The sequence below is a fragment of the Nautilia abyssi genome, assembly GCF_055388085.1.
Genome location: NZ_AP042376.1, coordinates 1,291,225 through 1,306,273 on the forward strand (window position 1 = coordinate 1,291,225; position 15,049 = coordinate 1,306,273).

Annotated in this window: 19 protein-coding genes; 9 read left to right on the forward strand and 10 right to left on the reverse strand. The window is 35.9% G+C overall.

Going from position 1 to position 15,049, the window contains the following annotated elements; all coding sequences use genetic code 11:
- Positions 1-134 precede the first annotated feature (134 nt).
- From ACZ5EP_RS06660 to ACZ5EP_RS06685, 6 genes are all read left to right on the forward strand, one after another.
- A complete protein-coding gene (locus ACZ5EP_RS06660) occupies positions 135-473 on the forward strand; it encodes a P-II family nitrogen regulator (protein WP_127679317.1) in 339 nt (112 codons plus the stop codon).
- Positions 463-1,743, forward strand: a complete 1,281-nt coding sequence (locus ACZ5EP_RS06665; protein WP_464508480.1) for an ammonium transporter — start codon at positions 463-465, stop codon at positions 1,741-1,743. Before ACZ5EP_RS06660 ends, ACZ5EP_RS06665 begins: the two co-directional genes overlap by 11 nt.
- Before the next feature lie 86 nt (positions 1,744-1,829).
- Entirely contained in the window at positions 1,830-2,666 is an 837-nt protein-coding gene (locus ACZ5EP_RS06670; protein ID WP_464508481.1) for a PDC sensor domain-containing protein, read from the forward strand.
- A gap of 25 nt (positions 2,667-2,691) precedes the next feature.
- The gene (locus tag ACZ5EP_RS06675) at positions 2,692-3,366 is read left to right on the forward strand and encodes a P-loop NTPase family protein (protein ID WP_464508482.1); all 675 of its coding nucleotides are present in this window, start codon (positions 2,692-2,694) and stop codon (positions 3,364-3,366) included.
- Positions 3,359-4,021 (forward strand): hypothetical protein, encoded by a 663-nt coding sequence (locus ACZ5EP_RS06680; RefSeq protein WP_127679313.1) that lies wholly within the window; start codon positions 3,359-3,361, stop codon positions 4,019-4,021. The genes ACZ5EP_RS06675 and ACZ5EP_RS06680 overlap by 8 nt, the downstream gene beginning before the upstream one ends.
- A complete protein-coding gene (locus ACZ5EP_RS06685) occupies positions 4,002-4,883 on the forward strand; it encodes an exonuclease domain-containing protein (protein WP_464508483.1) in 882 nt (293 codons plus the stop codon). The genes ACZ5EP_RS06680 and ACZ5EP_RS06685 overlap by 20 nt, the downstream gene beginning before the upstream one ends.
- Here the strand turns inward: ACZ5EP_RS06685 and ACZ5EP_RS06690 are convergent.
- The 9 genes from ACZ5EP_RS06690 to plsY all read right to left on the reverse strand — a co-directional run bounded on the left by ACZ5EP_RS06690 (position 4,880) and on the right by plsY (position 11,325).
- Positions 4,880-5,578 (reverse strand): ABC transporter ATP-binding protein, encoded by a 699-nt coding sequence (locus tag ACZ5EP_RS06690; protein ID WP_127679311.1) that lies wholly within the window; start codon positions 5,576-5,578, stop codon positions 4,880-4,882. The genes ACZ5EP_RS06685 and ACZ5EP_RS06690 overlap by 4 nt on opposite strands.
- Positions 5,565-6,332 (reverse strand): ABC transporter ATP-binding protein, encoded by a 768-nt coding sequence (locus ACZ5EP_RS06695; RefSeq protein WP_015902335.1) that lies wholly within the window; start codon positions 6,330-6,332, stop codon positions 5,565-5,567. Before ACZ5EP_RS06695 ends, ACZ5EP_RS06690 begins: the two co-directional genes overlap by 14 nt.
- On the reverse strand, positions 6,319-7,428 hold the full coding sequence (locus tag ACZ5EP_RS06700) for an FAD-dependent oxidoreductase (protein ID WP_464508484.1): 1,110 nt from the start codon (positions 7,426-7,428) through the stop codon (positions 6,319-6,321). The genes ACZ5EP_RS06695 and ACZ5EP_RS06700 overlap by 14 nt, the downstream gene beginning before the upstream one ends.
- Complete coding sequence (locus ACZ5EP_RS06705; protein WP_127679309.1) at positions 7,415-7,888, reverse strand: hypothetical protein; 474 nt, start codon at positions 7,886-7,888, stop codon at positions 7,415-7,417. The genes ACZ5EP_RS06700 and ACZ5EP_RS06705 overlap by 14 nt, the downstream gene beginning before the upstream one ends.
- Positions 7,885-9,351: a Ppx/GppA phosphatase family protein gene (locus tag ACZ5EP_RS06710; RefSeq protein ID WP_464508485.1), complete on the reverse strand. Its 1,467-nt coding sequence runs from the start codon at positions 9,349-9,351 to the stop codon at positions 7,885-7,887. Before ACZ5EP_RS06710 ends, ACZ5EP_RS06705 begins: the two co-directional genes overlap by 4 nt.
- A complete protein-coding gene (locus tag ACZ5EP_RS06715) occupies positions 9,351-9,608 on the reverse strand; it encodes a YfhL family 4Fe-4S dicluster ferredoxin (RefSeq protein WP_127679307.1) in 258 nt (85 codons plus the stop codon). Before ACZ5EP_RS06715 ends, ACZ5EP_RS06710 begins: the two co-directional genes overlap by 1 nt.
- Before the next feature lies 1 nt (position 9,609).
- Entirely contained in the window at positions 9,610-10,278 is a 669-nt protein-coding gene (gene hsrA / locus ACZ5EP_RS06720) for a homeostatic response regulator transcription factor HsrA (protein WP_127679306.1), read from the reverse strand.
- A gap of 79 nt (positions 10,279-10,357) precedes the next feature.
- Positions 10,358-10,699, reverse strand: coding sequence for a dihydroneopterin aldolase (locus tag ACZ5EP_RS06725; protein ID WP_464508486.1), 342 nt, complete (start codon positions 10,697-10,699; stop codon positions 10,358-10,360).
- Positions 10,700-10,716: 17 nt separating this feature from the next.
- The gene (gene plsY / locus ACZ5EP_RS06730; protein WP_127679304.1) at positions 10,717-11,325 is read right to left on the reverse strand and encodes a glycerol-3-phosphate 1-O-acyltransferase PlsY; all 609 of its coding nucleotides are present in this window, start codon (positions 11,323-11,325) and stop codon (positions 10,717-10,719) included.
- Between the two features lie 77 nt (positions 11,326-11,402).
- Here plsY and nadA point away from each other — a divergent pair, with 77 nt between their 5' ends.
- The 3 genes from nadA (at position 11,403) to ACZ5EP_RS06745 (ending at position 14,072) form a co-directional block, all read left to right on the forward strand.
- Positions 11,403-12,374: a quinolinate synthase NadA gene (gene nadA, locus ACZ5EP_RS06735; protein WP_464508487.1), complete on the forward strand. Its 972-nt coding sequence runs from the start codon at positions 11,403-11,405 to the stop codon at positions 12,372-12,374.
- Between the two features lie 5 nt (positions 12,375-12,379).
- Entirely contained in the window at positions 12,380-13,198 is an 819-nt protein-coding gene (gene nadC / locus ACZ5EP_RS06740) for a carboxylating nicotinate-nucleotide diphosphorylase (RefSeq protein ID WP_464509640.1), read from the forward strand.
- A 145-nt stretch (positions 13,199-13,343) separates the two neighbouring features.
- Complete coding sequence (locus tag ACZ5EP_RS06745; RefSeq protein WP_127679300.1) at positions 13,344-14,072, forward strand: PhoH family protein; 729 nt, start codon at positions 13,344-13,346, stop codon at positions 14,070-14,072.
- A 116-nt stretch (positions 14,073-14,188) separates the two neighbouring features.
- Here the strand turns inward: ACZ5EP_RS06745 and ACZ5EP_RS06750 are convergent, their stop codons facing one another.
- Positions 14,189-15,049: an ABC transporter ATP-binding protein gene (locus tag ACZ5EP_RS06750; RefSeq protein ID WP_464508488.1), complete on the reverse strand. Its 861-nt coding sequence runs from the start codon at positions 15,047-15,049 to the stop codon at positions 14,189-14,191.

The window sequence follows — 15,049 nt, forward strand, 5'->3', positions numbered from 1 at the left end:
AAGTCAAAATCAGACTAATTATATCTTATTGATTAATTTTTATACATTAAGTGATTAATTTTTAATCATAAACAGAGCCTTCAAAAGAAGAATTTAGAATTATAATTACAACAACAAAACACAAAGGAGCGCTTATGAAAAAAATCGAAGCCATTATTAAACCTTTTAAACTTGATGAAGTTAAAGAGGCTTTAATCGAATCAGACATTACAGGTATTACTGTAAGCGAAGTAAAAGGTCACGGTAGACAACACGGACATACCGAACTTTACAGAGGTGCGGAATATGTGGTTGATTTTCTGCCTAAAGTTAAACTTGAAATTTTTGTAAATGACGATTTCGTAGAAAAAACTGTTGAAATTATCACAGAACACGCAAAAACGGGAAAAATCGGTGACGGTAAAATATTTATACTGCCTGTGGAAGAAGCTATAAGGATCAGAACGGGCGAAAGGGGAAGAGATGCTGTTTAGAATTTTATCTTTGCTTGGACTGGCAAGCCTGGCTTTTGCGGGGGAGCCTAAACTCGACAGCGGAAATACCGCATGGATGATGGTCGCAACGGCGTTTGTTATGCTTATGACGCCTGCTGGGCTAGCACTCTTTTATGCCGGAATGACAAGAGCCAAAAACGCTCTTAACACGTATATGATGGTATTTTCGGCATTTGCCGTAGCAACGGTTGTATGGGTGTTTTGGGGATATTCTTTGGCTTTCAGCGGCAATATAGCCGGAGTTATAGGAGATTTGAAAAACGCGTTTTTAAACGGTATAAGCTATAACGATTTGGAAAGCAGCGGTTATCCTACGTATGTATTTATCGCATTCCAGGGAACATTCGCAGCTATTACCGTGGCAATCGCAAGCGGAAGTATTATTGAGAGGGTTAAATTTTCGACATGGCTGTTATTCGTTGTATTATGGGTAACATTTGTTTATGCACCTGTAGCACACATGGTATGGGGCGGAGGATTTTTAATGAGCGACGGAGCTCTTGACTTTGCCGGCGGTACAGTCGTACATATGAACGGTGGTCTCGCAGGTTTGGTTGCAGCGCTTATGATAGGCAAAAGAAGAGGATATCCAAAAACTCAGATGATGCCTAGCAGCGTTATACTTACAGCTTTAGGTGCGGCTCTTTTATGGTTCGGATGGTTCGGATTCAACGCAGGTAGCGAATTTGCAGCCGACAATGTAGCCGGAAGCGCATTTATAATGACAAACTTTGCAGCGGCAGTAGCGGCTGTGACTTGGATTATTCTTGATTACATTAAATTCGGAAAACCGACTCTTTTAGGTGCGGCTTCAGGTGCGGTTGCCGGACTTGTAGCTATTACTCCTGCAGCAGGTTTTGTAGGAATTGTAGGTGCGCTGGTTATAGGCATGGGAGGAAGTATTACAGGATTTTTCGGTGTAACGGTTCTTAAAAAAATATTCAAATACGATGACTCTTTAGATGCGTTCGGCGTTCACTTTATAGCAGGTCTTTGGGGTGCAATTGCAACAGGTATATTCGCTCTTAAAGATTTAGCATGGGACGGTCCTCTAAAACACGGAGACAGATTAGGACAGGTATGGGTTCAGATCGAATCAGTTTTGGTAACAATCGTATTCGTTGCGGTTATGACTGCAGTGGTACTCAAAGTGGCAAGTCTTCTAACAGGCGGGGCAAGAGTAGACGAAGATGCTGAAATAGAGGGTCTTGACTCTGCGGAACACGGTGAAAAAGGCTTCAATCTATAATCAAGTAAAAGAGTTCTTTCTTTTACTTCCTTTTTAAATTCAACATTTCACATTCAGCTTTATAAATCACCAAAAAAAGGCTTACAGTGAATGAACTGCTTGAAATATACGAACAAAACAGGGCTTTTATAGAATCATTTCTAAAAGACACCATTTTAAATAACACATCAAATCTTCTTTCAGAACATAATTTGAAACATCTTTTTGAATATTTTAAATCTTTAGAACTGATATATGTGGTAGACAATGAGTCAAAAACACAAATTTCTCCTAATTATTACAGAAACAAAGAAGACGGAAACGAAAAAGGAAAATCAAGACAATATCTGTTTAAAAAAATAGAATTCAAAAACTCTTTAATGAGTACGCCTTATAAAAGCTCCGCCACAGGAAATATATGCATTACTTTAGCGATTCCTCAAAATGAAAAAACGCTTTTTTTGGATTTTAATTTAAAAACGCTGCTTGAGAGGCTAAAACTTCTGGAAACCCATACCGTATTTGATTCCACAACCAAGCTGTTTTACGCCCTGAGCGGATTTTTTATGATGTTTTTATCATTTTCAATACTGGCATATTCGGTATACGAAATATTCAAACACGGAGAACTTTCAATTATGTCTTTTTTCAAACCGATAATTTACATCACAATTGCAATTGCGATATTCGACCTTTCAAAAACGCTGCTCGAGCAGGAGGTGTTTTTTAAAAGCTTTAAAAAAGATGAAAATATAGAAAAGAAAACGTTTGTAAAATTTATTATTTCAATTCTTATAGCGCTTTCAATAGAAGCGTTAATGCTGGTATTTAAAATATCGTTAAAAAACATATCATTAATGTCGAATGCTTTTTGGCTGTTTGCCGGCATATCTTTAATGATTGCCACACTTACTTTTTTCATAAAAACAAACAAAAATATTTGATATAATCATAAGCAAAAAGGTGATTATGTTTTTAGCAACTTCGGAATATTTAAAAAAAATAAAAAACATCGCCGACATGTGTAAACAGCTCAAAATAAACGTCTATATATGGGGTGAAAAGGGAGTCGGCAAAACCTTTCTCGCCAAATATATAGCGCCTAATGCCGTAATAAATCCCAAAACCCCCACAATAAACCCCGTTATCTTGGAAGATTTCGATAAAAATCCGGTACTTGAATTTAAAAACAACTTTTTAATAGCTACCGGAACGCAGCCTTTAAACAAAGAAATTTTAAAAAAATATTTCACTATGGATATAGAATTAAAACCTCTAAAAGAACACCCGGAAGATATTTACGATTTTATAGACTTATTTAAACAGCAGGCAAAAGAAGAGTTAAAAATCAGCAAAAACATTCACATTGAACATCCGGATATAAGCGAAAACCTAAATTCTTTAAAAAGGCAGATCTTTTCAAAATTCCTTCTGCCTGAAAACAAACAGGAAGTTTATAAAATTTTAACTGATTATTTTGAAAATATAAATGAAGACTTCACTTATGAAGAAGAATTGAACAATTTTGAAAAAGCCCTTTTTAAAGCGGCAAAGACCAAATATAAAAGCAAACTTCAAATAGCAAACCATCTCAAAATAAACCGAGTTACCTTAACAAAAAAAATGAAGGCTTTAAATGTTTGAATTCTGGTGCGAATACGATATAAATCCGCTTATTATATTCAATGAAAAAGGACATATACAATACTGCAATCAGGAAGCGGAAATTTTTCTGTCGTACGTCAATAAAAAAGAAGTTTACGAATTTGTGATAAACAACGCTCCCGCTAATCCAGGAATAAAAACGGAGTTTAAACACGTTAAATTCAAAGATTTCGAATTTAACGGCTACAGTATAGGCTATAAAGACGATACCAACGTCGGAATAAGATTTTTTATAAACACAAACACCCATTCGATAGAATTAACAGAATTAGAAGAAATAGACCTTTCCATGCTTTTAAATTTTGCAATAGAATATTCCACTCTTAAACAAAACATAACCATTACAACCATGTTCGACCCTTCGATACCTACGATTCTTGTACATAAAAAGGCTCTTTTAGATATAATTTTCGATATGCTTGAAAACCAAAAAGAAGCTATAATTTCAACAAAAATAAACGTCGGCGAATATATTAAAATCAACGATAAAAAATATCAGATTATAGAAATTGGCATAAAAACCAAACCGCATAAAACAATAAAATCTCCTTATTTCGAGATTTTAAACAAAGACGACGGATACATAATAAAAATACCACTTATTAAGGAAATAGATGAAAATAATAATACTTGACACTGAAACAACCGGAAACAAAGAAGAAGACAGAATAATACAGTTAAGCTATCTGGTTTTAAACGAAAACCTTGAAATCGAAGAAATACACGACGAGCTTGTAAAGCCACCTCTTCCAATCAGCTTTGAGGCAATGGCCGTTCATCACATTACGAACGAAATGGTCGAAGACAAGCCTTTAATAAAACACACCGATGCATATAAAAGATTAAAAGAGCTTAATTCACCCGAAAACCTGCTTGTAATACACAATGCCAAATTTGACCTTGATATGCTTAAAAAAGAAGGTTTTAACTCGTTTTTCAAACTTGTAGACACATTTAGGGTTCTGAAACATTTAATTCCGGAAGGCAAGTTTTCACTTCAGTATAACAGATACGCACTGGGACTTTATAAAAAAGAAAAAGAGATATGCGAAAAATACAATATCCAGATTAACGCACACGACGCACTCGGAGATGTAATAGTTTTAGGTCTTTTGTTTGAATACCTGGTAAAAAACTTCGATAAAAGCTTTGAAGAGCTTGCTGATTTGACTACAAAGCCGGTTCTTCACGATAAATTCTATCAGGGCAAATACAAATTTGAAAAAATAAAAGACGTTCTTATAAACGATCCGGATTATATAGAATATATGCTGAGCCTCACGGATCTTGACCCGGATGTGAGATATTCAATAGAACATCACCTTGAAAACCTGGATGAACCTATGGAGTTTAAATTCGGAGTTGGCAAATATAAAGGCATGAAAATAGAAGATGTAGCCGAAATAGATATGCAGTATTTAAGCTGGGCTTATCATAACATGAAAATGGGTAAATGGATGAGAGAAAAAATCGGAGAAATTTTAAACAGAAATTAACCTCCGAGGTATTTCTTCTTAATTTCGTCACTTGCAAGAAGGGCTTTTGCCTCATCTTCCATAACAAGAGAACCGTTTTCCATAACATACGCTCTATCGGCGATTTTAAGAGCAGCCGCAGCGTTTTGCTCTACTAAAAGAATTGTAACGTCGTCGTTTTTGTTTAAATCCACTAAAATCCCGAATAAATCTTTTACGATTATAGGCGCTAGACCAAGGGACGGCTCGTCAAGTACCAGCATTTTAGGTTCACTCATCAAAGCCCTTGCAATTGCCAGCATCTGCTGCTCACCACCGCTCAGGCTTCCTCCGTAGTTGTTTCTTTTTTGTTTAAGTCTTGGAAAAAGTCTAAACATTTCTTCTTTTAGAGTTTCGTAATTCTCTTCATTCGTATATGCTCCGATTTTAAGATTTTCTTCAACGGTTAAGTTAATAAAAATCTTTCTTCCTTCAGGAACCAAAGCCATTCCGTGTTTAACTATTTTGTCAGTTGAAAGTTTAGATATATCGCCTTCTACAAACCTTACTTCACCCTCTTTTTTAACCAGGTTGAAAATAGCGCTAAGTGTAGAAGTTTTACCCGCTCCGTTAGCTCCGATAATAGTGACAATTTCACCCGCTTTTACATTAAAGTCAATTCCTCTAACCGCCTCAATAACACCGTATTTTACCTTTAAATTTTTAACCTTCAACATCGATATCTCCTAAATAAGCTTTTATTACCGTCTCATCCTTCATCATATCGGCAGGTTTTCCTTCGAAAATTGTTTTACCGTAATCAAGAACCATTACCCTGTCTGCAATCTTCTGAACGAATTTCATATCGTGTTCGATAAAAAGAATTGTTTTTTCTTTTTCGCTTCTAAGTCTGAATACGGTATCAGCAAGTTCGTCCGTCTCTTTAGGGTTCATACCGGCTGCCGGTTCGTCTAAAAGCAGTAAATCAGGCTCGGTCGCCAAAGCCCTTGCAATTTCCACTTTTCTCTGGTTACCGTAACTCAGTGCTTTTGCGTTGTGATTTGCATATTTGTCAATTTTCAAAAATTTCAAAATTTCCATTGCAAGTTCTTTATGAACTTTTTCCTGAGAGAAAAATCTAGGCAGTCTGAAAACAGCTTCGAAAAACGTATACTCGATATGATTGTGAAATCCAATTAAAACATTTTCAAGTACAGTCATTGAATTAAAAAGTCTGATATTCTGGAATGTTCTGGCAATACCTTTTTCCACGATTTTTACAGGACTAAGCCCGGTAATTTCTTCATCTTTAAAATAAACATGTCCGCTGGTAGGTTCAAACGCCCCTGTGATGATATTAAAAAGAGTGGTTTTACCGGCACCGTTAGGACCTACGAGTGCAAATATTTCTCCCTGCTTGACTTCAAAATTAACATCTTTAATCGCCACGACTCCACCAAACTGCTTCGTTACGTTTTTAACTTTTAACATTTTTCTCCTTTAAGTACTCTTCGCCTTTTTTTCTGGCCCATTTTATAAAAACTCTTTTTGTATCTAAAATACCCAAATCTTTATTTCCGACAATATGCTCTTTTAAAGCTTTGGCACAGTAATATGCGTTAGAAAAACCTCTGCCGCCCATACCGTTGATAATATAAAGGCCTTCTAAATAACTAATAAACTTTGGAACCTCTCCTTTAACTATTTTAGGGTTTGATTCCATAGTTTTATCTACATCTATAATTTTACCAACCACAGGAAAATAATCAACACTAGCAGCCCTAAATCCGCCTATAATTTTTGATATTTCAAAATTTTTAATATCAACTATCTCTTTTGCCTTGTTTATCAGCTCATAAGCTTCTTCTTCATTCTCTTTGCATTCCGGACAGTTTCGTTTATGAGTCGCACCTATTTTGATAATTCCTCCGACTTCGGTTAACGAACAGTTTTTATGAAAATGGCAAGGCAGAAAATCTTCTTTTATTCCATCTTCATTCTCAATTCTAAATTCTCCTCTTCCTTCTATTCTTTCTCCCCAGATAGGACGGATATTTATATAAGGGATATCTATTACCGTTTTATGCCCGGTTGCCAGAATTACATTTTTGGCAGTATATCCTCCTACTTTCCAAAAACAGCCTTCTTTTTCCAGTTTGTCAATTTTTTTGATTTCAAAATCTACTTTAATTTTTTCTCTTACCTCTTCAGGGAAAACCACCCCTCCTTCTTTAAAGAAAAATCCTCCGTATCTTTTTTCATATGGAAGCCTAATATCTTTTTCATACTGTTTAAATTTTTCTATATCCCTCTCATCTCTTGGCAGAATTGTTACGCCAATTTTATGCGTATCTATACCTTCTTTTTCATAAAATTTTAGAGAATCAACAATCGCCTGGTTTATAAATCTTGTATATGCGGTGTCAAATCCGACTTTAGGAAACAAAAACGCTCCCGCAGCCGCACTTGCTCCGGAAGTCAGTATTCCGTTTTCATCTATTAAAAGAGTATTATAATCCCTAAGCTCATACGCGCTTAAAAGTCCGGCGATACCTCCTCCGATTATTATAAAATCAAAAGGTTTCATCAAATGCGCTTTGTAAAACTTTCTTATCTATTTTTTTATATCTGTTAAAAAGAAATTTTTTAAACCCTTCTTTATCTATTTTAACCTGCACATATATCATCTGCTCTTTTTTATTGTACCAGGTATCGCCCTGAAGAGCGTTTAAAATAACATAATCTTTTATATCCGAATCTATTTTTTTATCTTCTATTCCGAGTTTTCTTAAAAAAAGCTTCGTTTTACTCTGAAGCTTGGATATAAGCTCGCTAACACCCAGGGAATAAGCTTCTTCCTGCTTTAAACGGTTAAGCTTTTCGGAATGGACTTTTCCCACACTCAAAAACGAAGACTGATAACACACCCAAAAAGGAGCCGGCATCTGATGCACGTAACATTTGGTAAATTCCTTAACCTTAACCGTAGTATCAGAAACGCTGCACCCTAAAAAAGCCAAAGGGATCAAATAAAGCGTTTTTTTCATTCTATGCCTTTTTCTTTTATTATAAGTTCGAAAAACAGTTCTCTTGTTTTGCTTCTTTCTTTTGCAAGGTATAAATTTTCACCTTCTATTATTATGCGGTTTTTTTCTTTTTTGATAGCCACTTCCGGCATTGACAGATTAATATTTACAAGTTTAGCAACCCAGAAAATATTACAGAGTTTTTCAATAATATTCTTTTGAGGAAGCAGACATTTATATTTTTCAATTTCTCTTTTTTTTATTTTTTTTCTTTTATAAAAGCGGATGATTTTTGACATTAGAAGCCTGTCACAATGCCTGAAACCGTAATGAAGAGAGTTTAAAAGTATATAATCGGTATGCTTATGCGCTTCATAAAAATCTATAAGCTCACCCGCACGCGAAAGTTTAATGGCATAGGTTAAATGAAGCTTATATTTCTCATCCAGTTCAAATTCGTCTTTTAATAAATCGAACAGTTCCAAAGCTATTTTCGTTTCATATGAAGAAAGTTTCGTATTTATTTGATAAACGTCAATAATTGTTCTGACCGAGGGATTAAAATTCTCTGGAAACTTGTAGTTGTCGTGTCTGAGCAGATCCGTCAAAAAAACACCCTCTCTCACACCCACACCGCTTGTAATAACCTGCTTGGCTTCTAAAAAGTCCAATAACTCCGTGAAAATAAGCACTCCGGGTCTTATAACGTCAAGCCTTTCGGGCTTTACTCCTATTTTAAGGAGTTCTTCATCTTTCATTTTAATAAGCGACTTTAAAAATTTTATATGTTCTTTGGTATCGTAGGTAAATCCGTGCAGTATATCCAGCGGATATTCTATTCTTTTCATTATTACCTGAGAAAGCGCCCTTATAGTACCGCCTATTCCGAAAACTTTATTCTGTTTAAACGCCTCATCAAGTCTTTTTATCTCTTTTCTTACATGCTTTTTGGCGCCTTCAATATCGCCTTTGTCAAAATAAAGCTCTTTAAGCCTTACCGTTCCGAGTTTCAGTGAAATAGTCTGTTGAATCTGCTTTTTCTTAATTAAGGCAAGTTCAGTTGAACCTCCGCCTATATCTATGGTTACTCCGTTTTTTTCATATAAGAGGTTTGCTGCGGCGACTCCTCCGAAAAACGCTTCTTTATCTCCGTCTATCACTTTTATATTTATGCCGAGTTCTTTTCTGACCCTTGCTAAAAATTCACTTTTATTAGGAGCATCCCTTACGGCCGAGGTGGCTACGGCTAAAATTTTTCTGACCTTTAAAGACTTTGCAATTAAAAGAAACTCTTTTAAAGCTTTTATGGCTCTTTCAATTGCAAAATCCTGAAGATTCCCTCCGTTTTCATATGCGCCTTCGCTGATTCTTACTTTGGATTTCTCTTCCCTTAGAAGATAAAATCCAAAACGGCTGGTTTTTTTAAACACAGCCATTCTGGCCGAGTTAGAACCTATATCTATTACAGCCGTAATTTTAGCCATTACTCTTCTTCATCTTTATGAATAAATTCCGCTTTTAATTTCAGTTCTTTCGCGCTTTCCTGATTATCCGGATCCGGCACTATAGCATCTACAGGACATACCTGTACACACTGAGGCTCTCCTCCGTGTTCTATACATTCCGTACAAAGGTCCGGGTCTATTTCGTATATTGGATCTGCAGGCTCAATTGCGCCGTTTGGACATTCGTCCACACAAGCATCACATGCAATGCATTCATCGTTAATCATTAAAGACATGCTACTCCTTTGGATAACAAAATTTATAGCCTCTGCGGCGAATGGTCTTAATTGTATCAATTTTAAAAACTTTGTCAACCTTTTGACGTATCTGATTTACAGCAACTTCTATAACGTTCGGAGTTACCAGCTCCGGCTCCTCCCAGATGGCGTCTAAAAGCTGCTCTTTTGATATAACCTGGTTAGGATATCTGGCCAAATGTGTAAATACTTCAAAAGCCTTGCCTTTTAGATATGTTTCTTTACCGTTGTAAATAATTTTTTCTTCGTCTTTTATAATAATCAGATCTTTTATTTTAATTTGCGACTCTTTACCGCTTCTTAAGGCTACGTTTATTCTTGTAATTAACAGATCAAAATTCAGAGGTTTTCTTATAAAATCATCCGCCCCCATTTTTAAAACTTTTATTTCGGTTTCTACGGACTGATCGTTTGAAATAACGATTATTTTAATAAGAGGATATATCTCTTTAGCATAATCGATAAATTTAAACACTTCGCTTAAACCGAAATCGGCGTCTATAATTGCCAAATTGTAATGTCTGACATCCAAAAAATACTTACCATCTCTGACGGTAAAAGCCTCATCGCTTTTATAACCGACTTCTTCAAGAGATTTAGTAATAAGATGATTTAATGTTTCGTCTTTTTCAATCACAAGAAGTCTCACACTCTCTCCTTTATTTCGTATTCGGCAAGCGGCCGAATACGACCCCAAACCTAATACTTGAAAAAATTATATCAAAAAATTAATATTTTCTTAAGATTTTCACTCCCACTAAAGCATTTCTTAAAATTTCAGGTTTTTTTATATGAAGTTCAAGGCTTTTCATTTGAGGATATTTCTCCAGAAGTTTAGCTTCTATAGCCTCCATGGCGTCTTCTATAAGCAGAAATTTCCTCTCAATCATAAGTTTTTCAATTAAATCGCATACTTCGGCATAATCTATATAATTGTTTTTGCCTTCATATTCAATTTCCGCATTTACTAAAACTTTTTGCGTTTTTTCCCTCTCTTCGGGCAATATTCCGATTATAGCCTTAAATTCCAAATTTTCAATTAATATTTTATAATTATTCTCAATTCTCAATTCTCAATTCTCCATTTTTATATTACTCTTTTTTCTTCCCCGATAATCAGCCTGTATATATTGTCTTTATGTTTATAAAGAACGATAAATCCGATAATAATTAATGGAGCGTGAGAATGTATCGGAAGATCAGGATATAAAACGTAAGTGCTCGCAATTCCTACGATTATCGCGCTTAGAGAACTCAGTGAAGATATTTTAACCGTTTTAGCCATAATAAACCATACAACAATAGCTACCAGCACAGCTTTTGGCACAAGCACCAAAAGAACGCCGGCAGTTGTTGCCACGCCTTTTCCTCCTTCAAGTTTCAGATAAGGGGAAAAACAATGGCCTATTACCGCAATTACAGCTATCGCCCATTGAGTAGCCGGACAGACTCCCATCATTTTAGCCGCAAGTATAACGGCCGCACCTTTAAAAGCATCCAGCAAAAGAGTAACCGCAGCAAGTTTTTTTGCTTTGGCAGGATCAGTCTGTTTCAAAACCCTAAGCACGTTTGTAGCACCTATATTGCCGCTTCCTTGTTCTTTTATATTAATCCCTGCAAAATATTTAGCTATTAGATATCCAAACGGAATTCCTCCTACCAAATAAGCTATTAAATACCATATTAACGGTGACATGTTTTTCCTTTTTTGTGAAATTATAATATAATTTTTATAAAGTAATCACTGTTTACATACGCATAAAAAGGACCTAAATGCTAAATAAAGTAAAAGAGCTTATAAAAAAACATAATATAACCATAGCAGCGCATTATTATGAAAAAGACGAAATATTTGATTTAGCAGATCTTACAGGCGACAGTCTGGAACTTGCCAAAAAAACAAGTTCACTTAAAAACCCGCTAATATTTTGCGGGGTTAAATTTATGGGAGAAAGTGCGAAAATTTTAAATCCCGATATTGACGTATACATGCCTCGCCTTTCCGACTGTTCCATGGCCAGAATGGCAGAAGAGGCTAAAGTGGAAAACAATATAAAAACCTTGAAAGAAAACAATATAGATTTTATACCAATCACATATATAAATTCAACAGCCAAAACAAAAGCCATAGTTGCCGAAAACGGCGGACTTACATGTACTAGCTCAAACGCACAGAAAATAATCGAATGGGCCCTCGCCCAAAATAAAAGAATTTTTTTCCTTCCTGATAAAAACCTCGGAAGAAACATCGCAAACAGACTCGGTATAACCTCAGCTATTATCGGAGAAGAAAACTGGCAGGATGCCACTATGATATGTTTTGACGGTCACTGCAGCGTTCATCAGCTCTTTATGCCCGAACATGTGGAATTTTACAAAGAAAGATTTCCCGATATCAAAATCGTAGTTCATCCGGAATGCTCTCCCGAAGTGGTAAAACTTGCGGATTTTGCCGGAAGCACTTCCCAGATTCTGAATTACGTAAAAGAAAACCCTACAACTCCTATGGCTATCGGGACTGAATTTAATTTCGTAAACAGAATGAGAAACGAAATAAATCCTAATATATACGTATTAAGTTCCACAAAACCGGAATGTCCTTCAATGAATGAAACGACTTTGGAAGAACTTTATAAACTTTTAAAAGCGATAGACGAAGGGAAAGATTACAATAAAATCGAAGTGGACCCAAAAATTGCAAAATACGCAAAAACCGCACTTCAAAGAATGATGGAGCTGTCATGAACCTGATGAAATACCAGATAGTGGATTTTTTAAAAAATGCGTTAAGCGAAGATATCGGAAGAGGAGATCTGGCCAGAAGTCTGATAGATAAAAACGCAACCGCCATAATCAGGGCAAAAAGCGAAGGAGTAGTTGCGGGAATTGAATATATAAAACATTTAAGCGAACTGGCGGATATTAAATTTGATTTTTATTTTCGGGACAGTGATTTTTATAAACATGGCGATATTATCCTTGAAATTTACGGAAATGCCAAAGATATTCTTTCAATAGAAAGAACCATGCTCAATATCCTCCAGCACGCCAGCGGAATTGCCAGCAACGCTTATGAGTTTGTAAAACTGACAGACGGAAAGCTAAATATTCTCGATACCAGAAAAACAAGACCGGGACTGAGAGTATTTGAAAAATATGCGGCGGCATGCGGAGGCGTAACCAACCACAGATTAGGACTTGATGACTGTCTGATGCTAAAAGACACCCACCTTGCACTATTTAACTCTATAGAAGAAGCCGTAAAAACCGCAAGGGAAAATATACCGTTTACCACAAAAATAGAAATAGAAGCGGAAACCGTAGAAATGGCAATAGAAGCCATGCAGGCGGGAGCTGATATCGTAATGTGCGACAATATGAGCTTCGAAGAGATTAAAAAGGTTGTAAATTACAGAAACGAAAACCATAAAGGCATATTACTCGAGGCGAGCGGAAACGTAACTCTTGAAAACATTAAAAACTACGTTCAAACCGGGATAGACGCCGTAAGCAGCGGAGCTATAATCCATCAGGCCACATTTAAAGATTTCTCAATGAAAATGAAATAAGGAGTAAAATATTTTAATAGAAGACAAAAATTTTGAATACGGTCATTTTATAGGTATCAAACCTGCAAAAGATGTAATTGAATACATAAAACAAAAACACAGCTACGAACTCAAATACTGGGATTTTATAATTACCTACGATGAAATGAACGAAAGAGACTTGGCATACTGCTACAATCCTTATAAAGGTATTGAAAGAATTGACAACATTCCAGAAACTTCAAAAATAAGAATAAAAAACGCCAAAATTTTTGAACCTCTGGATATCTACCAAAAATGCGCCGTTTATGCAATGGTAGAAGCACCTGCTAGTCTTATAACAGGAAGATTCGGAAGCGGCAAAACCCTGCTTGCAACCGCCACGGCTTTGAGTCTAACCAAAAAGAAAATATTCATAACCCGGCCTCCTATTGGTATCAGCAGCGATTATGATATAGGGTTTCTGCCGGGAAGCAAAGATGAAAAAATGCTTGAATGGGCGGGAGGGTTTTTAAGCGCGCTTAATTTCCTGTACCGGGATCTCAAAGGTCAGACATATGACTCTATAAAATCCCAGCTATTTTTTGAAAAATTTGAAATTATTCCTTTAAATATGATTCAGGGTGTATCAATTCTTGAAGGAGAAGTACTGATTGTTGACGAAGTACAGCTTATCACAAGGGAATATATGAGTATGATACTCTCAAGAATGAGTGAAGGAAGCAAACTGTTTTTATTAGGCGATTTACACCAGACATATTCTACAATAGAAAAACAGGACAGTGGACTTTACAGACTGCAGCAGGTACTGCCGCATGAAGCACTTGCATGGGTTGATTTACAAAAAATTTACAGAAACGCCCTTACTGAAATCGCCATAAAACTTTTAGAATAATTTTCTTTTTCTTTTTTTATTTAAAAGCCATACCTCTTACACTTTTTTATATAGCGCCAGACACTATTAATTACCTTTTACCTTTTTCCATCATATCACAACCCTTCACAACTTACCTACTTATCCACTTTCTTAATATAAGGATTATAAGCTTTTGTTCCTACCACAACTCTGTCTCCGACATTAAAATTCTCGGCTTCATTGTAAGATATCACAACCTCAACAATCTGTTCCCCGATTTCTACAACGGCGATATGAATCACATCTTCTTTTACTATATCCAATATTTTACCTTCAAAAGAAAATTTCGCCGAACCGCTTGTCTTAAGCAAAACATCGGAAGGATGGCCGAATTTAACTACTTTACCGTTTTTCAAAAGCATCGCAAAATCGGCAAGTCTGTATATTTCACTCGGAGAATGGGACACCATAATTGTGGTTAAATTAAATTTTTGATGAAAATTATAAACGTCTCTTTGAAGTTTTTCTCTCATTTCCATATCAAGTGCGGAAAACGGCTCATCCAACAGAAGAATTTTAGGTTTTCTCATTAAAGCCCTGCATAATGCCACTCTCTGCTTTTGTCCGCCGCTGAGCATTGCAGGATATCTGTTTTTAAGCTCGTTTAATTCAACCATGTCCAGAAGTTCCTGTGCAAGCTGTTTATCTTTATTTACATAAAGAAGATTGTCAATAACTTTCATATTGGGGAATAGGGCAAAATCCTGAAAAACAAATCCCACTCCTCTTTTTTGCGGAGGAAGTTTTGTTTTTTTATCCAGCCAGACCTCATCTTCAATTAAAATTTCACCTTCACTGTCCTCAAGACCGGCAATAATCCTTAAAAGAGTCGTTTTTCCGCTTCCGCTGGGTCCCGTAACAGCCAAAAAATCCCCGGACTTAATGCTGAAATTACATACAAGTTCCATATTTCCGCTGCTCCCGTGCAACTCTTTTTTTAAAGACACTTTTATCAA